The sequence below is a fragment of the Vibrio sp. V15_P4S5T153 genome, assembly GCF_963874485.1.
Taxonomy (GTDB): domain Bacteria; phylum Pseudomonadota; class Gammaproteobacteria; order Enterobacterales; family Vibrionaceae; genus Vibrio; species Vibrio anguillarum.
In genome coordinates this window covers 399,829-425,112 of the sequence record NZ_CAWNHR010000011.1, presented here as the reverse complement: position 1 = coordinate 425,112, position 25,284 = coordinate 399,829, and the positions used below count along the sequence as shown (strand labels likewise).

General features: G+C 43.9%; 23 protein-coding genes. 3 read left to right on the top strand and 20 right to left on the bottom strand.

Annotated elements, in window-relative coordinates:
• Positions 1–22: 22 nt before the first annotated feature.
• The 5 genes from AACT42_RS03750 to htpX form a co-directional block, all read right to left on the bottom strand.
• Complete coding sequence (locus AACT42_RS03750) at positions 23–763, bottom strand: DUF1365 domain-containing protein (protein ID WP_094132085.1); 741 nt, start codon at positions 761–763, stop codon at positions 23–25.
• Positions 763–2,037, bottom strand: a complete 1,275-nt coding sequence (locus tag AACT42_RS03745) for an NAD(P)/FAD-dependent oxidoreductase (protein WP_176429060.1) — start codon at positions 2,035–2,037, stop codon at positions 763–765. The genes AACT42_RS03750 and AACT42_RS03745 overlap by 1 nt, the downstream gene beginning before the upstream one ends.
• 30 nt (positions 2,038–2,067) lie before the next feature.
• Positions 2,068–2,790, bottom strand: coding sequence for an SDR family NAD(P)-dependent oxidoreductase (locus AACT42_RS03740; RefSeq protein ID WP_094132087.1), 723 nt, complete (start codon positions 2,788–2,790; stop codon positions 2,068–2,070).
• Positions 2,787–3,206, bottom strand: a complete 420-nt coding sequence (locus tag AACT42_RS03735) for a nuclear transport factor 2 family protein (RefSeq protein ID WP_094132088.1) — start codon at positions 3,204–3,206, stop codon at positions 2,787–2,789. The genes AACT42_RS03740 and AACT42_RS03735 overlap by 4 nt, the downstream gene beginning before the upstream one ends.
• 220 nt (positions 3,207–3,426) lie before the next feature.
• Positions 3,427–4,290, bottom strand: coding sequence for a protease HtpX (gene htpX / locus AACT42_RS03730; protein ID WP_017044602.1), 864 nt, complete (start codon positions 4,288–4,290; stop codon positions 3,427–3,429).
• Between the two features lie 306 nt (positions 4,291–4,596).
• On the opposite strand from htpX, the gene AACT42_RS03725 reads away from it, so the two are divergent.
• Positions 4,597–4,764 (top strand): hypothetical protein, encoded by a 168-nt coding sequence (locus AACT42_RS03725; RefSeq protein WP_017041998.1) that lies wholly within the window; start codon positions 4,597–4,599, stop codon positions 4,762–4,764.
• 105 nt (positions 4,765–4,869) lie between these two features.
• Here the strand turns inward: AACT42_RS03725 and AACT42_RS03720 are convergent, their stop codons facing one another.
• Positions 4,870–7,755, bottom strand: coding sequence for a DNA translocase FtsK (locus AACT42_RS03720; protein ID WP_094167951.1), 2,886 nt, complete (start codon positions 7,753–7,755; stop codon positions 4,870–4,872).
• A gap of 187 nt (positions 7,756–7,942) precedes the next feature.
• Positions 7,943–8,437, bottom strand: coding sequence for a leucine-responsive transcriptional regulator Lrp (gene lrp / locus AACT42_RS03715; RefSeq protein ID WP_010317439.1), 495 nt, complete (start codon positions 8,435–8,437; stop codon positions 7,943–7,945).
• 156 nt (positions 8,438–8,593) lie between these two features.
• On the opposite strand from lrp, the gene ald reads away from it, so the two are divergent.
• Positions 8,594–9,718 (top strand): alanine dehydrogenase, encoded by a 1,125-nt coding sequence (gene ald, locus AACT42_RS03710; protein WP_094133669.1) that lies wholly within the window; start codon positions 8,594–8,596, stop codon positions 9,716–9,718.
• A 59-nt stretch (positions 9,719–9,777) separates the two neighbouring features.
• Here the strand turns inward: ald and AACT42_RS03705 are convergent, their stop codons facing one another.
• Both AACT42_RS03705 and cysB read right to left on the bottom strand, forming a co-directional pair.
• Entirely contained in the window at positions 9,778–10,974 is a 1,197-nt protein-coding gene (locus AACT42_RS03705; protein ID WP_094133670.1) for a methyltransferase, read from the bottom strand.
• A 79-nt stretch (positions 10,975–11,053) separates the two neighbouring features.
• A complete protein-coding gene (gene cysB, locus AACT42_RS03700) occupies positions 11,054–12,028 on the bottom strand; it encodes an HTH-type transcriptional regulator CysB (protein WP_010317444.1) in 975 nt (324 codons plus the stop codon).
• Between the two features lie 299 nt (positions 12,029–12,327).
• Here cysB and AACT42_RS03695 point away from each other — a divergent pair, with 299 nt between their 5' ends.
• Positions 12,328–13,092: a hypothetical protein gene (locus tag AACT42_RS03695; protein WP_013857174.1), complete on the top strand. Its 765-nt coding sequence runs from the start codon at positions 12,328–12,330 to the stop codon at positions 13,090–13,092.
• A gap of 80 nt (positions 13,093–13,172) precedes the next feature.
• Here AACT42_RS03695 and pyrF read toward each other — a convergent pair whose 3' ends face one another.
• The 11 genes from pyrF to clpX form a co-directional block, all read right to left on the bottom strand.
• The gene (pyrF, locus tag AACT42_RS03690) at positions 13,173–13,868 is read right to left on the bottom strand and encodes an orotidine-5'-phosphate decarboxylase (RefSeq protein ID WP_094133671.1); all 696 of its coding nucleotides are present in this window, start codon (positions 13,866–13,868) and stop codon (positions 13,173–13,175) included.
• 87 nt (positions 13,869–13,955) lie between these two features.
• Entirely contained in the window at positions 13,956–15,125 is a 1,170-nt protein-coding gene (gene lapB / locus AACT42_RS03685; protein ID WP_026028046.1) for a lipopolysaccharide assembly protein LapB, read from the bottom strand.
• Positions 15,126–15,144: 19 nt separating this feature from the next.
• The gene (locus AACT42_RS03680) at positions 15,145–15,420 is read right to left on the bottom strand and encodes a LapA family protein (protein ID WP_017044598.1); all 276 of its coding nucleotides are present in this window, start codon (positions 15,418–15,420) and stop codon (positions 15,145–15,147) included.
• Positions 15,421–15,561: 141 nt separating this feature from the next.
• Positions 15,562–15,846, bottom strand: a complete 285-nt coding sequence (gene ihfB, locus AACT42_RS03675) for an integration host factor subunit beta (RefSeq protein ID WP_010317449.1) — start codon at positions 15,844–15,846, stop codon at positions 15,562–15,564.
• A gap of 76 nt (positions 15,847–15,922) precedes the next feature.
• Positions 15,923–17,593, bottom strand: coding sequence for a 30S ribosomal protein S1 (gene rpsA, locus AACT42_RS03670; RefSeq protein ID WP_013857179.1), 1,671 nt, complete (start codon positions 17,591–17,593; stop codon positions 15,923–15,925).
• A 103-nt stretch (positions 17,594–17,696) separates the two neighbouring features.
• Positions 17,697–18,377 carry a (d)CMP kinase gene (gene cmk, locus AACT42_RS03665; RefSeq protein WP_013857180.1) on the bottom strand — a complete coding sequence of 227 codons (681 nt, stop codon included), beginning with the start codon at positions 18,375–18,377 and terminating at the stop codon, positions 17,697–17,699.
• A 164-nt stretch (positions 18,378–18,541) separates the two neighbouring features.
• The gene (locus AACT42_RS03660; RefSeq protein ID WP_017044597.1) at positions 18,542–18,841 is read right to left on the bottom strand and encodes a ComEA family DNA-binding protein; all 300 of its coding nucleotides are present in this window, start codon (positions 18,839–18,841) and stop codon (positions 18,542–18,544) included.
• 136 nt (positions 18,842–18,977) lie between these two features.
• Positions 18,978–20,837, bottom strand: a complete 1,860-nt coding sequence (ppiD, locus tag AACT42_RS03655; RefSeq protein WP_094133672.1) for a peptidylprolyl isomerase — start codon at positions 20,835–20,837, stop codon at positions 18,978–18,980.
• A 158-nt stretch (positions 20,838–20,995) separates the two neighbouring features.
• Positions 20,996–21,268 (bottom strand): HU family DNA-binding protein, encoded by a 273-nt coding sequence (locus tag AACT42_RS03650; protein ID WP_026027116.1) that lies wholly within the window; start codon positions 21,266–21,268, stop codon positions 20,996–20,998.
• A 195-nt stretch (positions 21,269–21,463) separates the two neighbouring features.
• Positions 21,464–23,815 (bottom strand): endopeptidase La, encoded by a 2,352-nt coding sequence (gene lon / locus AACT42_RS03645; protein WP_094133673.1) that lies wholly within the window; start codon positions 23,813–23,815, stop codon positions 21,464–21,466.
• Between the two features lie 120 nt (positions 23,816–23,935).
• The gene (gene clpX, locus AACT42_RS03640) at positions 23,936–25,216 is read right to left on the bottom strand and encodes an ATP-dependent protease ATP-binding subunit ClpX (RefSeq protein WP_013857185.1); all 1,281 of its coding nucleotides are present in this window, start codon (positions 25,214–25,216) and stop codon (positions 23,936–23,938) included.
• Positions 25,217–25,284 lie beyond the last annotated feature (68 nt).

Below are 25,284 nucleotides of genomic sequence, written 5' to 3'. Positions count from 1 at the left end.
TCTCTGTGTAGATCTTGCGTATTTATGAATGTGGATTGGAGTAGAAAGGTGCTCCTTTAAGCCACAGCTTTAAAGCATGCCAGTAAATACCTATTGTCACTTTTACGGCCATCACGGGTGTTTTGATCAATAACTTGAGTAAATTTTTTGAATTAAATGGTTGTGCCTTCATCGATAAAGTCGCATCGAAAACTTTACCTTCTTTATGGCATTCCAAATGTACACTCAATGACGAACCAAGCGGCTTCAACTTCCAATGATATTGCTGATCAATAGGATTGAAGGGAGAAACATGAAACGCCTTTTGATGACGCCACTGTTGCTGCTCTTCTCCCGCTTGTGCTTTCACCGCGTAGTAGTGCCGTTGATTCCAAGGTGTATTACTCACTTCGGCCAACAAGTATTGCCATTCACCTTGTTGATCATAAAGATAGTAGAAATTAACCGGGCTGAAATAGATTCCTAAATAACGAAGGTGACATACTGCTATCACCTTTCCAGAGCAGCGGTCGCCCGTCAGCTCATGAACTTTATCTTGTATGCACTGTTTTAAATCCCCTTCACCAAGATAATCGGCGCGCTGAAAACGCGCCCAGTGCCACCATTTTTCGCCAAACCCCCAAACTGAATCACTCAGTTGATCCAGTTCATCGAGATCAATACACGGCATAAACAATGGATAATTGAGCGCATGTTCAATCGGAGTAAAGCGTCGATGACGTACCATGCCAACCATCAAACAACTGTTGGGCTCCGTCCCCATCACGCCGCGCCTTTTAACTGCTGCGCTTGCGCTTCAAGCTGTGTCACCACATCCAGCGCACTGGTCACGCCATCTTCATGAAAACCATTGCGCCAATAAGCGCCACAGTACCAAGTGTTATTCACACCGTTGACTTCAGGCTTGCGTTGCTGAGCCGCAATAGATTGCGTGGTAAATACCGGGTGGTGATAAGTAAACTGTCGTAAAACTTTCTCATCAGCAATGCGGTCACCGCTGTTGAGCGATACACAAAAAGTATGAGCGCCTTTAATATGCTGCAAGATATTCATATTGTAGGTCAGCGCTGGTAAACGCGATTCTTGATCTGGGCTGCCATCAAGCCAATAGTTCCAAGCTGCCCAAGCGGCTTTTCGCTTAGGCAGCAGTGATGTGTCGGTATGTAAAGTGACTTCATTGGCTTGATAGTGCATTACGCCGAGCACCTCTTGCTCAGCCTCTGTCGCTTGCTCTAACATACCTAATGCCTGATCGCTGTGACATGCAAAAATTACATGATCAAAGTGGTGTGATTGCCCATTAACAACGAGCTCGACACCCGCCGAGCTGCGTTTGACTTGTGTAACTGGGCTATCAAGATGAATCTTATCTTTAAAACCTTGCGTTAAGGGTTCGATGTACGCACGCGATCCGCCTTCAACCACATACCATTGTGGTCGGTTAGTGATCTCTAGCAGGCCATGGTTGAGGAAGAAACGCAAAAAGAAACTTAACGGAAAAACCCGCATATCAGCCAAGGAAGATGACCAAATCGCCGCTCCCATCGGTAAAATATAATTTTCACAAAAATAGTCAGAAAATTGGTGCTCAAATAAGAAATTACCTAAGGTTTGCATCGATTGATGCGCTTGTTCTGCTTGCTGTTTCGCTAACCGATTGAAGCGAATGATTTCAAAAATAAAGCGATAAAAGACAGGGTTTAACCAGTTCCGCTTTTGTGCAAACAACGTAGTTGCGGTATGACCGTTATATTCCAGCCCATTCGCATCATTACGCACACTGAAGCTCATTTGAGTCGGAATGCCTTTTACGCCAATTTCATTCATCATTGCGATGAAATTTGGGTAGGTCCGGTCGTTGTACACGATAAAACCAGTATCAACTGCATGATTTTGACCATCGAGCTCAATATCGACGGTGGCGGTATGCCCACCAATGTAATGATTGGCTTCAAACACGGTAACATCATGATGTTTATGCAGATAATAACCGCATGTTAACCCGGAAATACCGCTACCAATAATGGCGATTTTCATACTCAATTCCTTTAATTACAAAACAGATAGTTATTTAAGTAATGCCGCAACTAATTTGCCTTGCCATGCGTAAGGTAAGCTGCCAATCAAACGTAATAGGCTCGTAAAACGGGCCGGAAAATAGAGGGTGGTTTTGCCTTTTTCCAACCCACGGCGAATCGCCTGCGATGCATACTCGGCACTGACCATCATTGGCATCGAAAAACTATTTTTATCAGTCAAAGGCGTGGCAACAAACCCAGGATAGATCATCGTCACAGCAACACCTTGCGCTCGCCAATCTTGCATGAGCGAGCGTGCTAGGTAACTAACCGCCGCTTTAGAAGCGCCATAGGCTTCTGCTCTTGGCAGCGCGATTTCACTGGCGATGGAACCAACGATCGCCACACGGTGGTTAGCAACAAAGTGATGCTGTATCGCCTCAATGCAATGAGCTAAACCCAAAACGTTTACGTCAAACACACGCTTAAACCGGAGTGAATCCATTTGACCATGATCGATGTATTCGCAATCGCCAGCGTTGAGGATCCACAGTGAAGGAGTAAAAGGCAGTTGCGATAAAGCCGATTTCGTTTGCTCAAAATCGGTAATATCAAACGCAATACCTTGGATCTGCGGATGCTCTTGATGCATTTGATTAAGCTTGGCTTGGTTACGTCCACAAGCAATAACTTGCCAACCCGTTTTTGCATAATCAACAGCTAGCTGATAACCAATACCAGAAGTGGCTCCCGTGATAAGTACACTCTTCATTGCCCTAACCTCTGTTTGATCGAACGAATAACACTTCCCAGCAGCGGAATGTGTTCATAGAGCATTTCTCCCAAGTCGAAGTAATCACGGTGATAAATGACTTGGTTGTCTTGAAACTTGAGATGGCTCATCCCTTGCACTTGTATAAGTTTTCCACGAGCTAGCCGAGGATGCTGCAAAGACATAGTCCATGTGAGAAAGCCGCCGTCACCGACTTGCTGGTGATCATGGATGGTAAAATCACAACGCTCTACGTTCTGATACAAACGAGCAAAATAATCCGATAGCGCACGCCAACCTTCTATTCGATGAGCGGCATCCTCAAAAAGGACATTGTCGTGATAAACCTGACGTAATAAAGGCAAGTTCTCTTTGTTGAGTTGACGATAAACTTGAGCAACCGATTCGACATCCATTGTACGTTTCCATAAGTTATACAAAAACTTCACATGTACAAAATAGTACAAGTCGCTTAGTTATACAAAATATTTCTTGTATAACTTTGTATCTTTTCAATGCATACGTGGTTGCAAGGAATTAAGATCAAAAAAGAAAATAAAGACCAAAATTCCAATAGTTACGACGATCAAAAAGGCCAGCGTAATTCGCTGGCCTTCTCTTTTTAGTTAGCTTAGATTAACTATTGCGCAAAGCGGCGATGCGTTTATCAAGCGGCGGGTGACTCATCAATAATTCCGTCATTGAACGTTTACCGTTGATACCAAAAGCCATCATGGAACCTTCTAATTGAGATTCTTGCCCCATTTTTAAACGCTCTAACGCCGCAATCATCTTGTGTTTACCCACAAGCTTTGCTGCACCTGCGTCGGCGTGGAATTCGCGATGACGGCTATACCACATCGTAATAAAGCTCGCGAGGAAGCCAAATACCAATTCCAGCACCATAGAGATGCCAAAATAAACCATCATATTGCTACCGCCACCCTCTTCTGAATCACGAGACGACACGATGTTTGCGATAAAGCGCGATAAGAAAATAACGAAGGTGTTAACCACTCCTTGCATTAAAGTCATCGTAACCATATCGCCATTGGCAATGTGGCTCACTTCATGCGCCAATACCGCTTCGGCCTCGTCACGCGTCATGCTGTGCAATAGCCCCGTTGAAACAGCGACGAGAGAATCATCACGTTTAGCTCCGGTTGCAAAAGCGTTGATGTCCGGTGAATCATAAATTGCTACCGTTGGCATACCAATACCCGCTTGCTGAGCTTGACGACTTACAGTTTGCAATAACCAGTGCTCAGTTTCGTTACGTGGACTTTCAATCACCATTCCACCTACCGAGCGCAGAGCCATGCTCTTTGACATCAATAATGAAATAAATGAGCCGCCAAAACCAAACAACGCGGCCATGACGAGCAAGCCAGATAAACTGCCCGGCTGCATCCCCGTCACAGCATAAACAATATTTAATACAAGGCTAAGAACCAGAACCACCGCAAGGTTGGTTGCTAGAAATAACATGACTCGCTTCATTACTTATCTCCGAATGAAAAGCTTATTATGAGTGTAGGCTGCAAGCGACGCTAGCATGAACCTACACAATTTTTCATATACATATAGTCTAAGATTTGAAAAACAAGGTTAAGCGATAAATTGAAACATTTAATGTCTGACGCCGAGTTTTCTAAAATCTGTTATTGAATAGCAAGATGGTTAACCTACCCTTACAGCACGTGATGAGCAATTGAACGCATAAGACTTTGGTCGTATTGAGAGTCCCAGCTAAAGTGACTACATTGCATGGGAAACAGACATTTTCGACGGACAAAGGACAGCATCATGGCTGAAACGAGCAACTATCAAATGGCGATTGATTTACTGTGTTGCCACTTAGGTCTCTCTGAAGATGAAGCTAAACAACAATTGGGAATTGGCAGTACACCATCCGCGCAGCAGCAAATATCTGACACGCAACAAGCACTGATGGGACTGATGCAAGAAAAATAGCCGTTAGCAAGGCTGGCGGGAGTTTATGCTAGCTAAATTGAAACAGCGCCGCTCATGGCATCATGGGTGGCGCTGTTTTGTTTGTGTTGCCTACAATGACCGTGATTAATCTCGCGGCGGCGCTGGCGATAGTACTTCGCGATTACCATTATGGCCGGGAGCGCTCACAATACCTTGTGCTTCCAACTGCTCTACAATTCTTGCAGCGCGGTTGTAACCGATTTTAAATCGGCGTTGTACACCTGAAACGGAACCTCGACGCGTTTCCACTACATGTTCAACCACTTGATCAAATAGCGGATCCACTTCTTCATCACTTTCCATCTTCTCACCGGGTAGCAAGGCTTCTGGTCCTTGGTCACCATAAGTGATCTCTTCTATGTAGTTCGGCTTACCGCGTGCTTTCCAGTTGTTTACCACCGCATGCACATCTTCATCCGAGGCAAACGCACCGTGAACCCGGATCGTGTGGCTAGAACCCGGTGGTAGATAGAGCATATCGCCCATACCGAGCAGTGATTCCGCACCACTTTGGTCCAAAATAGTTCTTGAGTCGGTTTTAGTCGAAACGGTAAACGCAACGCGGGTCGGAATATTCGCTTTGATTAAACCGGTGATCACATCAACCGATGGGCGCTGAGTGGCCAAAATAAGGTGAATACCCGCAGCACGAGCCTTTTGTGCCAAACGCGCGATCAACTCTTCTACTTTTTTACCCACCACCATCATCAGATCAGCAAATTCATCAACAACAACGACAATGTAAGGCAGTTTTTCCAGCAGCGGCGGTTCACTCTCCATACTGTCCCCTTCTCTCCACAAAGGATCGTGGATAGGGTGACCAGCAGCAGCGGCCATTTTTAGCTTATCATTGAAGCCTTTGATGTTACGCACACCAAGCACAGACATTAATTTATAACGACGTTCCATTTCACCCACACACCAACGTAAAGCATTTGATGCGTCTTTCATGTCAGTCACAACTTCAGCTAGCAGGTGAGGAATACCCTCGTAGATCGATAACTCTAACATTTTCGGGTCAATCATAATAAAGCGAACGTCTTCTGGGCTCGCTTTATAAAGCATGCTGAGGATCATCACGTTGACCCCAACCGACTTACCTGAGCCTGTTGTACCAGCCACCAACACGTGCGGCATTTTGGCTAAATCCGCGACCAATGCTTCGCCAGCAATGTCTTGCCCTAAAACGATGGTCGTGGGTGATTTCGCTTCTTGGAATTGACGGCTTTTTATAACATCTGACAAATAGACGGTTTGACGACTCATATTTGGCAGTTCAAGACCAACATAAGGTTTACCGGGGATCACTTCAACCACCCTCACCGCCATTGCCGATAAAGAACGCGCCAAATCCATCGATAGGCTAGAAATACGGCTCACTTTTACGCCTGGAGCTAAATCTAATTCAAAACGAGTGATAACCGGCCCCGGAAAGATATCAACCACTTGCGCTTGGATTTTGTAATCCGCGAGTTTAGATTCAACCAAACGAGCAACCTCCTCTAATGCATCTCGGTCAATAAAGTGTTCACGCTTTTCTGGGTGATACAGAAGCTCTAACGTCGGTAGTGGCTCCGTCGGTTTAGGCAGGTTAGTTTCTTTTTGCATTAAAAATGGATTTTGCTTGGCCGCCATATTGGCCTGAGCCGAAGACACCATGTTCTGAAAAGCCGTCACATCACTGTCTTGCTGGCCTAACGGTGGCTCGTCATCTTCTGACATCACATCAAGATCAGCAGCCAACGCTTGATCTGATTCATCTTCATCCAGCACATCTAAATTGGAAATAACCGGTTCAACACGCGACACATCAAGATCAACTTCTGTCATCGTAAGCGACGGCTCGCTCACCTCTTCGTCCTCTGCCCATGCATATTGCTGAGCTTCTTGACTGGCATCGAGGTCGGCACTGGCTAATGCTTGATGCTCATTAGCTCTTTCATCTACCCAGTCTGCCGATGAAAGAGCAAGGTCATCCTCTTCCAACGCAACAGTTTCTAACTCTTCAATCGTTGCACTAAGCTGCTTGCTGCGATCAAATGGCGCTTCATCTGAGTGAGTTTCACTGAATTCAGGAGAAGTGTTAGCCTGAGTTTTGGCCGCTGGCATGTGAATATTAAAACGTCTTGGCGAGTGAGTCTGTTCCAGCTCTTCTTCAACCCCTACCGCAGGCGTGTATTGCTCGGCCCCAAACGCATCGAGGTCTGATTTGACATATTCTTCATTTGGCGAACTAGACTCAACAACGGCTAAGTCTGCGGATGATGATTCAAGCGGCGACAACTCCATTGGCGACAAAACGGGCGCAATATCTTCATCTTTCTCACCACGTAATCGATTGATCAACGCAACGCCAAGAGAAATACTCATCGTGCCTAACCATTCCACGATGCTTAGCCAGGAGATACCCGTTAGCAGCGTAAAACCAGCGCCCCATAAAAAGAGTAATACTAGGGTTGAACCTAGTAAATTAAGCGTTGGTAGCGCCAAACTGGTTAATACATCCCCAATCACACCACCAGATGAAAAATACCAAATATCGTCAAAGTTGATATCTGCAAGGCCACAACTGGTCAAAATCAAGATGGTTAAGCCGAGTAAACGCGTTCCCCACAGCACAAAATCAAGGGATTCATTCTCTTCTCTTTTACGCAGAAAAACCCATGCTAGCACAGTAATCATGAGCGGTATTGGGTAGGCCAGCGATCCAAAAATAAAGAACAAGGTATCGGCAATCCATGCGCCAATAATACCGCCTGCATTTTCAATATCGCCTCCCCATGCGGTTTGCGACCATGAAGGATCGGCGGGACTAAATGTTAATAAAGCGATGGAAAGAAGCACAGAGGCAAGCACAGCGACAATAAGCCCGCACTCTTTCAGACGCTGCGATCCATTGAGGCGTGAAGACTGAGGCTCTTCGCTGGTCTTAATAATGGTCTCAACTTTATTTTGGTTCTCTTTGAACATAAACCTAGATTCTGATTAACGCCAACACTCAAGGTTTATTGCGGCTTGATGCGTTGGTTTGGGTGAAAACAGTCCGAGCGGCAAAAGCCGCTCGGTTTGTTGTGTGATTTAACCACATCAAGGTTAAAAACCCAATTGGCGAACGTCAGAATGTGGAAAGAAGTACCACTATTCAGACAATCTGGTGTTATCGAGTTTTGATAACCAACTGGTTACTTTGCTTCACTTCTTCCATCACAACATAAGTGCGAGTGTCATTGACTCCGGGCAAACGCAATAGCGTATCACCCAACAATTTACGATACGCCCCCATGTCAGAGACTCGAGTTTTGAGAAGATAGTCAAAATCGCCCGAAACAAGATGGCATTCTTGAATGTCATCCAGTTTTTGAACCGCAGTATTAAACTGTTCAAACACATCAGGTGCACCGCGATTCAATGTAATTTCCACAAATACCAACAGCGAAGCATCAAGATATTGTGGATTCAACAACGCGGTATAACCAGTAATGAAACCTTGACGCTCTAAACGACGTACACGCTCTAAACAGGGGGTTGGAGATAAACCCACTCGTTTTGATAATTCTACATTCGAAATACGACCATCTTTCTGCAATTCATTCAAAATATTGCGATCGATACGGTCTAAATCCTTGGACGGCCTTTTATAGTTGTCTGCCATTTTTTATTCCACCTTATTACTTCCTTGCAAAAATATATACTACAACTTTTTAATATTCAGTATCAAATTTTACACATTCACATCTATACTAGTCACAAATTCGAAACAACAACCCTACATATAGTTATAACAACCAAAAAAACCTAAGGAGTCAGGATGATCATTGGAGTTCCTAAAGAAATCAAAAACCACGAATATCGTGTGGGCATGATTCCCGCAAGCGTGCGCGAACTTGTCTCACACGGTCACCAAGTTTATGTTGAAACAAATGCCGGTTCCGGCATCGGCTTTTCAGACGATGATTACATCGCTGTAGGCGCATCCATTCTTCCTACTGCTTCTAACATTTTTGCGAAAGCAGAAATGATTGTTAAGGTCAAAGAACCTCAGGCTGCTGAACGAGCAATGCTCCGCGAAGGCCAACTTTTATTTACCTATTTACATCTAGCTCCAGATTTTCCACAAACTGAGGAGCTAATCAAGAGCAAAGCTGTCTGTATAGCCTACGAGACTGTAACAGATAATATGGGTCGCTTGCCACTATTAGCACCAATGTCTGAAGTCGCTGGTCGAATGTCTATTCAATCAGGTGCGCAGTGTTTAGAAAAATCACACGCGGGCTGTGGTTTGTTACTGGGTGGTGTACCCGGAGTCGCACCAGCAAAAGTGGTGGTGATTGGTGGCGGTGTAGTCGGTGCCAACGCAGCCAGAATTGCTGTCGGAATGCGTGCTGATGTGACGATTCTCGACCGAAGTGTTGATATGCTGCGTAAACTCGATGAAGAATTCCAAGGTCACGCTAAAGTCGTGTATTCAACAAAGGATGCGATTGAAAAATACGTCCTCGAAGCCGATTTAGTAATAGGCGCAGTACTGATCCCCGGAGCAGCAGCTCCTAAACTCGTAACTAAAGATCTGATTTCTAGAATGAAACCTGGCTCTGCGGTCGTTGATGTGGCAATTGACCAAGGCGGCTGCTTTGAAACCTCACATGCTACCACTCATGATGACCCGACCTATATCGTTGATGACGTCGTTCATTACTGCGTCGCAAACATGCCAGGCGCTGTGGCTCGCACATCAACTTTCGCCTTGAATAACGCTACGTTGCCTTACATTGTTAAACTGGCCAATAAAGGTTATCAACGTGCATTATTAGAGGATAAAGGATTCCTAGAAGGTTTAAACGTGATACACGGTAAAGTCACCTGTAAAGAGGTCGCCGAGAGTTTCAACCTTGAATATCTTGACCCATCTGAAGCTATCGCTCTGTTTAACTAACGATAACAATTTGCGGTAAAGCTCTCCATTCTTAGCCAAGTGCGTCATGCGCTTGGCTTTTATTTTTTATAAGCGTGAACCAATATATTGCGTGGCGTTACTTTCCTAGCGCAAAATTGCTCAATCTGCACCTCATAGCCTTGCTCTTGAAGATAAAGTGCCTTATCCAATACCAACCAAAGCTCAATCATGCGGCGAAATGCCTGTTGTACTAAGCCTATCCTTTCCATCTGCCAAAAACGCTGCTCGCCTTTACGTTCATAAGCAGGCCAATCCACTTCTGGTAATGCGATGCCTTTTTGTGCCGCCGCCCAATAACAAAAAGCTAAAAATCCTTCGGCTAGTTGTGATTTTTTGAGGCTCGGAATTGGGCAATATTGATGATGCCCAAGCTCAGATCTTAGCAACAAATCAAAACCCAAACGAAACGTCATTTCTTGCAAACGATGACGGCGAACCCGATCTCCCCCCGTAACGGTTTCTTGCAGCGGAATACGCAGCTCTTCTTTGGACAAGGCAAGAGAAGAAGTACGACCGTAGCTGGACATGGGTTGGTAGCTATCGGCTTTGATTAAATGGTAGCAACATGGTGAAAACGTAATCGCAGGCAAGCGATGAGCAACAGAATATTCGAGTAGGCGAACATGGAGATCACCACAGGCATGTAAAGCGACGGCATGCTGATTGGTATTGAAAACGCCAAACGCTTGCGGCTCAAAAGCGTCCCCTTGAATAAATTGCATCGGAAGATCATGTTCATCGGCGCAAGCTTGTCCTGCATGACAGAGCTGCAACTGATATTCAAAACTAGTGACTTTTTGTTTTGACTGTGCTGCGATAATTCGACCTAAAAAGCCTTTACCCGCGCACCACTCTAGCCATTCCGTTCCTGAATGCCTAGAGAGGAGTGATTCGCTCATTAAACGAATTTGTTCTAGCTTTCTGCCAGGGATCCCCTGCTCTAAGTAAGGGCTGAGTGCTTGCTGAGTATTACGAGGGGCATCTTGAAGCCTAATCATGATATCCGCTTCTTTTAACCCCTCGATATACGGATGAAGTTGCTCAATGAGCGCTTGCGGCGATGACTTTAAGCTATCGATACTGTCCAAAGATAGCGTTTGCAACCACTGATCCAGCCTATGGTCTGAATGTTTCCAAGGTGAACTGTCTAAGCCACTATGATGAAAGGGCTCAAATCGCCAAAAACGTTGATTTTCAATTAAAAAAGCATCGATATGTTTGAAAAGCGCGCGCATACATCCCCCCTAGAAAGGCCAATTCTAGGAGGTGATGGTTTAATTAGGAAGTGTTTCGTTTTAAATGATCAAAATTTGCTTAACGAACTGGCAATTCAATGTCTTTAAACATCTCTTCTATTTCGATATTCGATTTTAACGAGGTAGCCCGTTCGACGACAGGGCGAGTAAGATGAGGCGCGAAACGTTCCATAAAGTCAAACATATAAGAGCGCAGGAATGTACCTCGGCGAAACCCAATGCTAGTCGTGCTCGCACCAAAAAGATGGCTGGCATCAATCGCGATAAGATCGGTGTCGCGTGATTTATCTATCGCCATACTTGCGATAACACCCACCCCAATTCCCATTCGGACATAAGTTTTTATCACATCCGCATCGGTGGCGGTGAAGACAACTCGCGGCGTTAACCCTACGCGATTAAATGCAGTGTCTAACTCTGAACGACCAGTAAAACCAAACACGTAAGTGACCAATGGATACGCGGCTAAATCCTCAATCGTTACCCGTTCTTTTTTTGCAAGAGCATGATCTTTAGGCACAACAATAGAACGGTTCCAATGATAACAAGGTAGCATGATGGCATCTTGGTACAGATGAAGCGCTTCTGTTGCTATCGCAAAATTAGCGGTGCCTTTTGCAACCGCTTCCGACATCTGACTTGGAGTGCCTTGGTGCATGTGTAGCGACACTTTAGGATAACGCGCAGTGAATCCTTTGATTACATCAGGTAACGCGTAGCGAGCTTGTGTATGAGTCGTTGAAATATTCAGCGTACCCATCTCAGGGTGCGTATGCTCCCCTGCCACGGCCTTAATGCTTTCCACACGTGAAAGGATCTCTTGTGAGATACGAATAATATCTTCACCTGCACCCGTGACTTGTGTAAGGTGCTTACCGCTACGCTCAAAAATTTGAATACCCAATTCATCTTCGAGTAAACGAACCTGTTTACTAATGCCTGGCTGAGAGGTATAAAGGCTTTCCGCAGTTGCTGAGACATTCAGGTTGTGATTAACCACTTCAACAATATATTTTAACTGCTGTAACTTCATTATTGGCCCCGTAATCCATTATCAAAGATCCAGATCTTTCAATCATAGTTTATAATTATTAGTTATAACGCTTAACACTCTCAATTCAAAGCTTGATGATTCAAGAGCGAAGAAAAAAGTAAGTATTTTGCGTAGCTGACTAAATTTTTGCCAACTATCGCCCAATCTAAGCAATAAAAGGCAGTTTTTAGGGGTCAAAACAGGAATAATAAAAATAGTCAATTTGAAGGTGTAGTGATAACTAAGGATCGTGTATTCTTAATTGCTAGCCACTGAATTCTAATAAAGATACGGATTATATGAATATAGGTTTAATCATTGCTCTTGTAGCAGTCTTGCTGGTGTTAGTCCTTGGCTATAACATCATGCTTCAATACAAAGTAAAGGTCGAGTCAGCTAAAAAGCAGGAGTCGACTCGATATATCGCCATTATTGATGCGACAGAAGACCTTATCGGCAACGCACACCACATGCCGTTTAGTAAAGAACTCTTAGTGTGTTTAAATACCCGTATCCTTGATGCCCTACTTAGTATGTATGAGCTTGACCCGAAAAATAAGCAGTTGGCACAACGCATTGAGCATATGAAAGGGCAAATTAAGCATTTACAAGAAAACCACCCAGGTGGTGACAGTACAACGTTTAAAGTACCCACCAGCGATAAACAAGCTTTGATTATGCTTAAACTAGTGAAACGTTTAAGAGACACGATTCGTAGTGAGCACAATAAAGGACGTTTTGAAACACAATCTTACGTCGCTGAAAATGCGCGTCTAGAAACAATACAAATTCGAATCAACATTGAAAATGTTGTTAAGCGGGCAAATGATTCGATCGTTCGTGGGCAACCCGGAACTGCGATTCAGCTATTGCGTAAAGGGATCGATGTTCTTAGCTCAAAAAATGATGCTTATTCCAATCAAGCTCGTGAAAAACTTCAGTCAATGTATGATGACTTAGAAAAACGACGCCAAACAAAAAGTGCAACGGATCTTCAACAAATTGAAGATAACGAGAGAAATAGTGATATGGAAGCACTGTTTGGTGAAAAGAAAAAATGGTAGCCCATTATTTTTGCTTAGGAAGTATTTTTAAGGTCGCATAAGCGACCTTTTTCATACAACAACGTAAAGAAAACATTAATTTAAATTAACGTATCATTTATCGCTTTTAGGACTTCATCCGGTCTTGTTGCCTGAGTAATTGGGCGACCGATGACTAGATAATCTGAACCAGCTTTTATGGCCTCACTCGGAGTCATAATACGTCTTTGGTCTCCTGTTTCAGAACCAATAGGACGAATCCCTGGCGTAACTAATTTAAACTCTTGACCAAGATAGCTCTTAAGCATGTGCGCTTCTTGAGCTGAGCATACCACTCCATCTAACCCTGCATTTTGAGTTAGGCTAGCCAGACGCATTACATGCTCTTTAGGCGCAACATCAATGCCAATACCACGAAGATCAGATTGTTCCATACTGGTTAGTACTGTGACAGCAATAAGTAGTGGTCTATCGTTACCATAAGGTTCAAGAATCTGGCGAGACGCCGACATCATTCTCTCCCCACCACTGGCATGAACATTCACCATCCATACGCCAAGCTCAGCCGCCGCACGTACGGCTTTAGAGCACGTGTTGGGAATATCATGAAACTTTAGGTCTAAGAATACCGAAAAACCTCTTTTGTGTAGCTCACGCACAAAATCGGGACCAAACAGGGTAAACATCTCCTTACCCACTTTTAATCGACAGCTGCTGGGGTCAATTTTATCAACAAAAGCTAACGCTTCCGCTTGTTGCTCATAATCCAACGCGACAATTACTCTCTGGTCTTTCATTTTCACTCCTAAAATAATTAAGCTAAAAAAATGCAGCTTTCATAAGCTGCAGTTTTCGAGTCGATCAGTAACTCCAGTACATGAACTCTATTCACCATCCAAACCACGGATAGGTTTAATTGAACCCCAATTCTTACATGATGGGCAGTGCCAGTAGAGAGAATGGGTTGAGAAACCACACTTTCTGCATCGGTAGTGAGGTTTTACTTTTAGTTGCTCACCTACCAATTTTTGCAAGGTCGACAAGCTCTCTTTCGCTCGACCTTCCTCTGCTTCGATGAGATGGTAGTCAATTAAACGGTAGAAACCCTTCATGGTCGGATTTTTAACCAATTGCCGTGTCAAAAGTTCCTGTGCAGCTCCAGCACCATCATGTTGTGCCACCAACTGTGCGAGCATCAGTTCAGCTGACACTCCAGCTTCATTGATAATGCACTCGCGTAAAAACTCAACAAGTTCACCCTCTTTCCCAATATGGTGATAGCACTCAGCAAGCGTCGGCAATACCTCGCCGATAAAATCAATGTCCTGCTCCAAGACCATCTGCATATACTGGATTGTATGACGGTAGTCATCATTTTCAAGATACAGCTTACCTAAAGAGATCGTTGCGCGTACACACTTCGGATCTTCAGACAGCGCTTTTTTAAGATATTGAATCGCTTTGCTATCGCGTCCTTCAGCCTTCTCTTGCATTGCAAGTTCACACCAAAAATGGGCTATAACACTGTGCATCCTTTTTCTGCCTAATTTTACCAACGCATAGGCGTAATCGATAGCTTTATGCCACTCTCGAGTTTGTTGGTAAATAGAAACCAATTGTTGCAACGCCGCTTCTTTGTGTTCGGGCTCTTCAATCAGTTGTTCAAATATTTTTTCAGCGCGGTCGAGAAAGCCTGCCACCATATAATCTTTTGCTAATTGTTGTAAGGCGAGATTTTTTTGGTCAATAGTAAGGCTTGAACGGGATATAAGATTTTGATGGATGCGGATAGCACGATCAACCTCTCCTCTTGAACGGAATAAGTTGCCCAGCGCTAAGTGGGTATCAATCGTTTCATTGTCTACTTGGAGTAGCTCGATAAAATGGTCAACGGCCTTATCTGATTGATCAGAAAGCAGTAAGTTAAGACCCGTCACATACTGACGAGAAATTTGGTGAGAGTGTTTCTGCTTATCTTGCTGAGCACTGCGATTTCCCATATACCAGCCGTAGGCGGCGGCAATAGGTAATAGCAAGAAGAGAATTTCTAACATCAAGTCAGCCTTTATTTCACTACGCTTTACTTGTTACAGAGCTATTCTCTGCTGTTTGCTTTTTCAGTTGCTTATTCAACTTTCTAACTTGCAACTGAGACTTGAAGTAGAAGCTACTGCCAAGCAAACAAGCAAGTAAAAAACCAGAGACAAAGACAGTGCCAAGTAAAGTAGACAGGTGAAATTCGCCTTGAGCGATCAAATAGTTAAATGTCACAACTGCTTGATTTTGAGCCCCTAATGCTAAAGCAATCAAAAAAAGTGCAAGAATTAGAACGATTTTTATAATTTTCATATGCCACTACCTATCCAGTATTGATCTGGTCTGATTATGCAGGAAAATGGCCTTACAAACCACGTCTATTATGGATTCCTTTCTTAAAAAAACGGCATACTTAAACTGTATGCCGTTTTTTAGAATACTCTCTAAATCGCTTTAGATATTCTCATTAACTCGCTCACGTAACTCTTTACCTGGCTTGAAATGAGGGACGAATTTGCCATCCAACACCACTTTATCACCGGTTTTAGGATTACGACCTACTCTAGGCTCACGATAGTGCAAAGAGAAACTACCAAATCCGCGAATTTCGATTCGCTCTCCGCTTTCTAAAGTTGATGCCATATGTTCAAGAATATCTTTCACAGCGTCTTCAATTTCTTTAGCAGATAGGTGCGTTTTCTCAGCACAGAGTCTTTCTATCAATTCAGACTTAGTCATAGTTTCCCTCATTACTTATCAAAGTAGGCACTAACTGAAAAAAAAGGAGCCTTACGGCCCCTTTTAGCGAGTTAGATTATTCGCCTTTAGCAGCCTTGAATGCATCAGCCATAGCATTACCAAACGCACCTTCATCAGCTTTGTTCAGTGTAGCCATTGCTTCTTGCTCATCAGCTTCATCTTTAGCTTTGATAGATAGGTTGATTACGCGGTTTTTACGGTCTACACCAGTAAATTTCGCTTCAACGCTGTCACCAACGCTTAGGACTAGAGACGCATCTTCAATACGGTCACGAGATGCTTCAGAAGCACGGATGTAACCTTCAACGCCGTCTACAAGTTCAATTGTAGCACCTTTCGCGTCAACTGCAGTAACAGTACCGTTAACTAGAGTACCTTTTTTGTTATCAGCAACATATGCGTTGAACGGGTCGTTTTCCATTTGCTTAACGCCAAGAGAAATACGCTCACGCTCTGCATCTACTGCTAGAACAACTGCAGAGATTTCATCGCCTTTCTTGTAATCACGTACCGCTTCTTCTCCAGGAACGTTCCAAGAGATGTCAGATAGGTGAACTAGACCGTCGATGCCGCCGTCTAGACCGATGAAGATACCGAAGTCAGTGATAGACTTGATCTTACCAGTAACTTTGTCGCCTTTAGCTTGCGCTTCAGCGAATGACTGCCATGGGTTAGCTTTACACTGTTTAAGACCTAGAGAGATACGACGACGCTCTTCGTCGATATCAAGAACCATAACCTCAACTTCGTCGCCAACATTAACAACTTTAGATGGGTGGATGTTCTTGTTAGTCCAATCCATTTCAGAAACGTGTACTAGACCTTCAACGCCTTCTTCGATTTCAACGAAGCAGCCGTAGTCAGTTAGATTTGTTACACGGCCAGATAGTTTATGACCTTCTGGGTAACGCTTAGCGATAGCTACCCATGGATCTTCGCCAAGTTGCTTAAGACCTAGTGATACGCGAGTACGATCACGATCAAACTTAAGAACTTTAACTAAGATTTCGTCACCAACGTTAACGATTTCTGATGGGTGTTTAACGCGTTTCCAAGCCATATCTGTGATATGTAGAAGACCATCAACACCACCAAGGTCAACGAATGCGCCGTAGTCAGTAAGGTTCTTAACGATACCTTTAACTTCAGTGCCTTCTTGTAGAGTTTCAAGAAGTTCGTCACGTTCAACGCTGCTTTCTGATTCGATAACAGCACGACGAGAAACAACAACGTTGTTACGTTTCTGGTCTAGTTTGATAACTTTGAACTCTAGCTCTTTGTTTTCTAGGTGAGTAGTGTCACGGATAGGACGCACGTCAACAAGAGAGCCTGGAAGGAAAGCACGGATACCGTTTAGTTCAACAGTGAAGCCACCTTTAACTTTACCATTGATAATACCAATAACAGTTTCAGCTTCTTCGTAAGCTTTCTCAAGAACGATCCAAGCTTCATGACGCTTAGCTTTCTCACGAGAAAGTTGAGTTTCACCGAAACCATCTTCAACAGCGTCTAGAGCAACGTCTACTTCAGAACCAACTTCAACTTCAAGTTCGCCAGCAGCGTTCTTGAACTGTTCAGCAGGGATAGCAGACTCAGACTTAAGACCAGCGTCAACAAGAACGAAACCATTCTCGATAGCGACTACAGTACCTTTAACGATTGTACCTTGTTGAAATTGTGTTTCGTTTAAAAACTCTTCAAAGAGTTGAGCAAAAGATTCAGTCATTTATTTAATCTTCAATAATTAAACTTCCATGGGTATCCTACCGCATGGGGTTATTAAATTCGCCAGTCATCATCCTTGCGACCGACGCTCTTACCTAGCAGAACTACTCTGCCAGCTTAGATTCTACGTATTGTAATGCTTCTTCTACAACTTCGTCGATAGACATTGAGGTTGAGTCAAGCAATAGCGCATCCTCTGCAGGGCGTAATGGGGCCACTGGGCGGTTACGATCTCGGTCGTCACGCTCTTGGATCTCGCTTAAAAGGGCGTCAAATTTAACATCTAGCCCTTTGAGTTGCAACTGCTTAAAGCGACGTTGGGCTCGCTCTTGCGCGCTGGCATCGAGGAATATTTTCACTTCTGCTTGAGGAAACACAACTGTGCCCATATCACGTCCATCAGCAACCAGTCCCTGCCCTTTCGCAAAGGCTCGTTGGCGACGTAATAATGCCTCACGAACTCTAGGCAATGCCGCTACTTTTGATGCCGCCATTCCTGTCTCTTCTTTGCGCAATTCTTTCGATACGTCCTCACCTTCAAGAATCACTCTAACCAAGTCGCCTTCTGCGATAAATTGGACATCTAAATGTGTCGCCAGAGGAACAAGCGCTTCTTCCGACTCCGTATCCACACCGTGGTGAATCGCCGCCAATGCAAGAACGCGGTAAATAGCTCCAGAATCGAGCAAATGAAAGCCTAATTTCTTAGCCAACAACATACAAAGAGTGCCTTTACCTGCACCACTTGGTCCATCTACGGTAATTACCGGAGTGTGAGAGGACATGATTTACTCCACTTAGTTTTTATGCGGCTTGCTTGCTCGCTTTTGTCGGCGACAAATTATAGTGCTTATCCGTTACAGGCGCTAGGAAGGAATGGTGATATGACTGAAATTTCACAGTGATACAAGCGTCGCTTTTTAGGGGGCGACGCTTTTGATAGAGACTTTTATAAAATGATACGCTCAGCGTTTTGCCTGACAGTAGCGGCACCAATGCCTTTCACCAAGCTCAGATCTTCTTTGGTTTTAAAATCGCCATTTTGTTGACGATATTCAACAATCGCTTGTGCTTTTTTAAGTCCAATACCTTTCAACAAAGTAGCAATTTCCTCAGCGGAAGCCTGATTTATATTAACCGTAATTTCAATGCCTTGGTGCGTTTCTACCACCTTTTCTTCTGCTAATGTCGGTGAAAGAGGCAATACGATACTTAGAAGTAACAACCCGAGTTTTGTTTTCAATTTCATATGAACATTTCCTTGTTTATTAATGGGTACCAATATTAATTGAGCTTGGAAATGAGAGGGAATCAAAAAGGTAGAAATTGAAATGGGCTGCATAAGCAGCCCATTTTGAGTTTCATATCAATTACATTACTAGCCTTTATTGGCTCACAACATAATATTCAATGTCTGTATTTTTACGCAAAGTTGTAAGTATCGCAGCCAAATCACGTTGGCTACCGATGCGCTCTAACTGAGCCGTAATTTGATCGTTGTACTGAGGTGTGACTTTAGCCTCAACCTTATGTAGTTCAACAAGAACAATATCACCGTTCATTGCTTTCGCTTGACCGTAAACCACACTATCTGTAGCGGGTTTAGGGAGAGAAAACACCGTACTCGCCAATGGAGAGCTACGATCAATCATTTCCAACTCAGCAAATTTTAACCCACGCTGTTCCAATAAGGATTGGTCACCTTGCTTTAGGGTATCAATCAATTTTGTGGCTAACTCAATCGCTTGTTGTTCGCCTTTGACTTTAGAAAGCTGAGTAACCACTTGCTCTTTCACTTCAGCCAAAGGAAGAACCATTTGTTCCCGAGCATCATCAACACGAACAACGATAACGTGTTCTGGGGCAACTTCTAATACCTCAGAATTGAGCCTATCTTCTTTTACCTCTGGGCTTAGAATAGCTTGAAGAACAGCTGGATTTTTAAGAATTTCAGGCGCATCTTGCTGAGAAATAAAATCGGTTTTCTGAATCTTAGCTGAGATAGCGTTTGCTGCTTCATCCAGAGAGTCAGGTGATTCAAATGCCACTTTTTCTAGCTTGGTCTGCAACTCATAAAACTGATCAGCGGCCTTTTGGTCTACCATTTCAGCTTTGATTTCAGAGGCAACCTGTGCGTAGGGCTGTGCGATAGGGGCTTTAACATCATCAAGACGGATAATGTGATAGCCAAATTCAGATTTGACCAACCCTGTGATATCCCCTATCTGTTCGATAGCAAAGGCTGCTTGTTCAAAAGCTGGGTCCATCACATCATGTTCAATCCAACCTAGCGAACCACCCTCTTCTGCGCTTCCTACGTCTTCTGATTTTTCTTTCGCTAAAGTCGCGAAATCAGCGCCAGCATTCAGTTCATCGAGAATCGCCTGCGCTTTAGTTTTATCATCACCTTGAACCAAAATATGGCTTACTTTACGCTGTGCTTGAGTGGAGTATTTGTCTAAATGCTCTTGGTAGTACTGCTCGGCCTGTTCATCAGACACTACAATTTGGTCTTTCAATTGTTGGGCAGAAAGCTCGATATAAGCCACTTTAACCTGCTCTGGACGGGTATAGCGCTCTGCATTTTGTTGATAATATTGAGTAATTTCTTCATCACTCAACTCAACATTTTTAGCAAAGTCGCTGAGTGACAATGTGAGCGCACGGATATCACGGGTTTGAGAGATCAGTTCACTTTGCTGATTAACCTCACCCTGCAACGTAAATTCACTACCTTGGATAGCACTAAGTAACTGGTTACGGATAAGATCACGACGTAGATATTCTGCAAAGCTTTCAGCAGAGAAACCTGCACGGCGAAGAGCCGCTTGATAGATTTCTTGGTCAAACTTACCGCCAGTCTGGAATTGGGGCATGTCTAAAATCATTTTACGAACCTGATCATCGCTCACTCGTAAACCTAGTGATTGTGCATGCTGCTCCAACAATAAATCGTTAACCATACGATCAAGCACTGACTTACGAAATGACTCGACATACTGAGGATCAGCGAGCAAGTTAGCAAAATAATCCCCTAATTGGGATTGCATGCGATTGCGCTCGTTCTGGTACGCTTGTTCAAATTCACCACGGCCAATCTCACTATTGCCAACTTTAGCCGCAGCATTACTGCCACCGCTGACCAAGTAGCTACCGACACCTGCGAATACGAATGATAAGATAATCATTCCTAGAATAATTTTCACCGCGATGCTGTTCACGCCTTCGCGTAATCGATCCATCATAATCTAACTGCTCTCCGGATAAGAAGCTTCACACTTCAGCCTAAAAATTGAATAGCGCGATAATATCAGAAAAAGAAATGCGCATCAGTAGGATGCGCATAATTTCAAAAGGTTCGAATTAATTTTGCGCTTAAGCCGCAAAAAAATAACGATTTTGATTAGTTGCAAGCGTCTTTAAGCGCTTTGCCTGCTTTGAAAGCAGGTACTTTTGCTTCTGCGATTTGGATCTCTTCACCCGTTTTAGGGTTACGACCCGTGCGCGCTGCACGAGTGCGAACGCTAAATGTACCAAAGCCAACAAGCGCTACTTGATCGCCAGATTGAAGAGTGCCACTAACGGCTTCGATGAATGCATCAAGAGCACGGCCTGCCGATGCTTTAGAGATGTCAGCGTTTTCTGCGATTTTTTCTACTAATTGTGTTTTATTCACTGTGATTCCCCTTTGCGTCACCCATTATTATTTTTTAACGGTGACTTTTCGTTCCATTAAGTTCCCAAACTAGCTTGAAGCCTTATTACATCTGGGCTGCAAGCTATAGGGGCTTACGTTAGCGCCCAAAAAAAACGCTGACAAGCCTTTTTAAGCCTATCAGCGTGATCTTTTACTTATTTTTGCTGCACATCACTATTTTTTAGCATCAAATTCAACCCCAGAAGGGTCTCGTTCAAGTGCGATCTTCAAAACTTCATCAATCCATTGAACGGGAATGACTTTTAGATCAGCAATCACATTTGCAGGGATCTCTTCCAAATCACGCTCATTCTCTTTTGGGATCAATACGGTGGTGATACCACCACGATGTGCTGCGAGCAGTTTTTCTTTCAAACCACCGATAGGTAATACTTCACCACGCAACGTTATCTCACCCGTCATCGCGACTTCCGCTTTCACAGGATTACCCGTCAAGCTAGAGACAAGCGCCGTACACATAGCAATACCCGCGCTTGGGCCATCTTTTGGTGTTGCGCCTTCTGGCACGTGAACGTGAATGTCACGCTTTTCATAGAAATCAGCGTTAATCCCTAATTTCTCGGCGCGTGCGCGAACCACAGTCATCGCAGCTTGAATGGATTCTTGCATCACCTCGCCCAGAGAACCAGTTTGCGTCAACTTGCCTTTGCCAGGCATTGATTCGGTTTCAATAGTCAGCAAATCACCGCCTACTTCTGTCCATGCTAAACCCGTAACTTGGCCAATTTGGTTACTGTCGTCGGCTTTGCCAAAATCACAACGTTGCACACCTAGAAACTCTTTTAAATTCTCTTGGTTGGCTACCACGGTTTTTACGTCTTTATTCAACAAGATTTTCTTCACCGCTTTACGGCAAATTTTTGAAATCTCTCGCTCTAAGCTTCGTACACCCGCCTCACGTGTGTAATAACGGATAATACCAATGATGGCTGAATCTTCGATAACAATTTCATGAGGCTTCAAACCATTCCGCTCAACTTGCTTAGTCACTAGATGGCGTTTAGCAATATTCAGCTTTTCGTCTTCTGTATATCCGGAAAGGCGGATAACTTCCATACGGTCAAGCAGCGGACCTGGGATGTTCATTGAGTTTGATGTCGCAACAAACATGACATCAGACAAGTCATAGTCCACTTCTAAATAGTGATCGTTAAAGGTGCTGTTTTGTTCAGGATCAAGCACCTCCAACAATGCGGAAGATGGGTCACCACGCATATCTGAAGACATTTTGTCGATTTCATCAAGCAGGAACAGTGGGTTTTTCACGCCAACTTTCGCCATTTTTTGAATCAACTTACCCGGAAGAGAACCGATGTAAGTACGGCGGTGACCACGAATTTCTGCTTCATCACGCACTCCACCTAACGCCATACGGGTATATTGTCGACCTGTTGCCGCCGCTATCGAGCGGCCAAGAGACGTTTTACCAACGCCCGGGGGACCAACAAGACACAAAATTGGCCCTTTCAGCTTGTTGATACGACTTTGTACCGCGAGATATTCTAAAATACGCTCTTTGACACGATCTAAACCATAGTGATCGGCATTTAAAATCTCTTCAGCTTTTGCCAAATCTTTCTTAACTTTTGAACGTTTGGCCCAAGGAACATTGACCATCCAATCAATATAGCTACGCACAACGGTTGCTTCTGCAGACATTGGAGACATCATCTTTAATTTCTGCAGCTCTTGTTCCGTTTTTTGGCGCGCTTCCTGCGGCATTTTGGAATCGTCAATCTTCTTCTTCAGCATTTCAAATTCATCAGGTGCGTCATCCATCTCACCTAATTCTTTCTGAATAGCTTTCATCTGCTCGTTGAGGTAATACTCACGCTGAGATTTTTCCATCTGCTTTTTAACGCGACCACGAATTCGTTTTTCAACCTGTAATAGGTCGATCTCCGCTTCCATTTGTCCCATTAAAAATTCCAAACGTTCACTGACATCAACAATTTCGAGAACTTTTTGTTTTTCAATCAATTTCAATGGCATGTGAGCGGCGATGGTATCAGCCAAACGCGCTGCTTCATCAATCCCATTTAACGACGTTAATACTTCAGGCGGGATTTTCTTATTGAGTTTGATAAAACCATCAAATTGGTTGATTGCGCTGCGAACGACGACTTCCTGCTCTTTATCATCCAACTCAGGAGTGACAAGATACTGCGCTTCTGCGGAGAAAAATTCACGCTCGATGAAGCGATCAATTTTCGCTCGCTGTTGGCCTTCAACCAACACTTTCACGGTACCGTCAGGTAATTTCAGAAGTTGTAAAATCGTTGCAACTGTCCCGACTTCAAAAAGATCTTCAATTTTCGGTTCGTCGGTTTCCGCTTGCTTTTGTGCCACAAGTAACACTTGCTTGTTGTTATCCATCGCCGCTTCAAGGCATTGGATGGATTTTTCTCTGCCAACAAACAAAGGAATGACCATGTGAGGATAAACCACCACGTCACGTAGAGGTAGTACGGGGATCTCGATACGCTCGGAACGTTCCAAGTTCATATTATTCTCTCTTCCGCTTCAACTGATTACCGAGTATATGGGGGCTAACTCACTGGATTCAATAACAGAATAAAAAAAAGGAGGCATTTGCTACCTCCTTTAAATATTTCTGATTGAGATTTACTCTGCGCCAGCCGCTTGGCTCTCATTTCCGCTGTAAATTAGTAGCGGTTGTGATTCACCATTAATGACTGATTCATCGATAACCACTTTGCTGACATCGTTTACCGATGGCAGTTCATACATGGTTTCGAGTAGTACGCCTTCCAATATAGAGCGTAAACCACGTGCGCCCGTTTTGCGGTTCATTGCTTTTTTTGCAATGGCGCGCAATGCGTCTTCACGAAACTCTAGGTCAACGTTCTCTAACTCAAACAAGGCTGCGTACTGTTTCGTCAGCGCGTTTTTCGGCTCACACAGGATTTGAATCAGTGCTTCTTCATCCAGCTCTGTCAAGGTAGCCGTTACGGGAAGACGACCGATAAATTCAGGGATCAACCCATATTTTACCAAATCTTCAGGCTCTACTTGATTGAACAACTCACCGATAGTTTTGGTTTCATCTTTAGAGCGAACTTCTGCACCAAAGCCAATACCTGAGCCTGTCGCAACACGTTGTTCAATCACTTTATCTAGGCCCGCAAATGCACCACCACAGATAAAGAGGATTTTAGATGTGTCTACCTGTAAAAACTCTTGTTGTGGATGCTTACGGCCGCCTTGGGGCGGAACTGAAGCGATAGTGCCTTCCACTAATTTCAACAGCGCTTGCTGAACCCCTTCACCTGAGACATCTCGGGTAATTGAAGGATTTTCTGCTTTACGAGAAATCTTATCAATTTCATCGATGTAGACGATACCCCGTTCCGCTTTTGCAACGTCATAATCACATTTTTGCAGCAGCTTTTGGATGATGTTTTCAACATCTTCGCCGACATAACCTGCTTCAGTTAATGTGGTGGCGTCTGCCATTGTGAAAGGTACGTCTAGGAAACGAGCTAATGTTTCTGCAAGCAGTGTTTTACCACTACCTGTTGGGCCAATAAGAAGAATATTACTCTTACCTAACTCAACCCCATCGCTCGTTTTATCACCGTTTCGTAAACGCTTGTAGTGATTATATACGGCCACTGCGAGCACTTTTTTTGCATGTTCCTGGCCAATCACATAGTCATCAAGATGTTCACGGATCTTATGCGGCGTAGGTAACGCCTCAGATTCCTTTTTTGGCAGAACATCCTTAATCTCTTCACGAATGATGTCGTTACATAAATCAACGCATTCATCACAGATGTAAACAGAAGGACCGGCGATCAGCTTGCGAACTTCGTGCTGGCTTTTGCCACAGAAAGAGCAATACAACAGTTTACTACTACCGCTCTCTTTGCTTTTGTCTGTCATTCGCTAACCTCTTAGCCTTTACTTTTAATCGTCTGAGTGTAACTCAAATTACGCCAAAATGCGTCAAA

Coding starts and splice junctions, on each gene's coding strand:
- AACT42_RS03750 (WP_094132085.1), bottom strand. CDS start 763: ATGGGGACGGAGCCCAACAGTTGTTTGATGGTTGGCATGGTACGTCAT.
- AACT42_RS03745 (WP_176429060.1), bottom strand. CDS start 2,037: ATGAAAATCGCCATTATTGGTAGCGGTATTTCCGGGTTAACATGCGGT.
- AACT42_RS03740 (WP_094132087.1), bottom strand. CDS start 2,790: ATGAAGAGTGTACTTATCACGGGAGCCACTTCTGGTATTGGTTATCAG.
- AACT42_RS03735 (WP_094132088.1), bottom strand. CDS start 3,206: ATGGATGTCGAATCGGTTGCTCAAGTTTATCGTCAACTCAACAAAGAG.
- htpX (WP_017044602.1), bottom strand. CDS start 4,290: ATGAAGCGAGTCATGTTATTTCTAGCAACCAACCTTGCGGTGGTTCTG.
- AACT42_RS03725 (WP_017041998.1), top strand. CDS start 4,597: ATGGCTGAAACGAGCAACTATCAAATGGCGATTGATTTACTGTGTTGC.
- AACT42_RS03720 (WP_094167951.1), bottom strand. CDS start 7,755: ATGTTCAAAGAGAACCAAAATAAAGTTGAGACCATTATTAAGACCAGC.
- lrp (WP_010317439.1), bottom strand. CDS start 8,437: ATGGCAGACAACTATAAAAGGCCGTCCAAGGATTTAGACCGTATCGAT.
- ald (WP_094133669.1), top strand. CDS start 8,594: ATGATCATTGGAGTTCCTAAAGAAATCAAAAACCACGAATATCGTGTG.
- AACT42_RS03705 (WP_094133670.1), bottom strand. CDS start 10,974: ATGCGCGCGCTTTTCAAACATATCGATGCTTTTTTAATTGAAAATCAA.
- cysB (WP_010317444.1), bottom strand. CDS start 12,028: ATGAAGTTACAGCAGTTAAAATATATTGTTGAAGTGGTTAATCACAAC.
- AACT42_RS03695 (WP_013857174.1), top strand. CDS start 12,328: ATGAATATAGGTTTAATCATTGCTCTTGTAGCAGTCTTGCTGGTGTTA.
- pyrF (WP_094133671.1), bottom strand. CDS start 13,868: ATGAAAGACCAGAGAGTAATTGTCGCGTTGGATTATGAGCAACAAGCG.
- lapB (WP_026028046.1), bottom strand. CDS start 15,125: ATGTTAGAAATTCTCTTCTTGCTATTACCTATTGCCGCCGCCTACGGC.
- AACT42_RS03680 (WP_017044598.1), bottom strand. CDS start 15,420: ATGAAAATTATAAAAATCGTTCTAATTCTTGCACTTTTTTTGATTGCT.
- ihfB (WP_010317449.1), bottom strand. CDS start 15,846: ATGACTAAGTCTGAATTGATAGAAAGACTCTGTGCTGAGAAAACGCAC.
- rpsA (WP_013857179.1), bottom strand. CDS start 17,593: ATGACTGAATCTTTTGCTCAACTCTTTGAAGAGTTTTTAAACGAAACA.
- cmk (WP_013857180.1), bottom strand. CDS start 18,377: ATGTCCTCTCACACTCCGGTAATTACCGTAGATGGACCAAGTGGTGCA.
- AACT42_RS03660 (WP_017044597.1), bottom strand. CDS start 18,841: ATGAAATTGAAAACAAAACTCGGGTTGTTACTTCTAAGTATCGTATTG.
- ppiD (WP_094133672.1), bottom strand. CDS start 20,837: ATGATGGATCGATTACGCGAAGGCGTGAACAGCATCGCGGTGAAAATT.
- lon (WP_094133673.1), bottom strand. CDS start 23,815: ATGAACTTGGAACGTTCCGAGCGTATCGAGATCCCCGTACTACCTCTA.
- clpX (WP_013857185.1), bottom strand. CDS start 25,216: ATGACAGACAAAAGCAAAGAGAGCGGTAGTAGTAAACTGTTGTATTGC.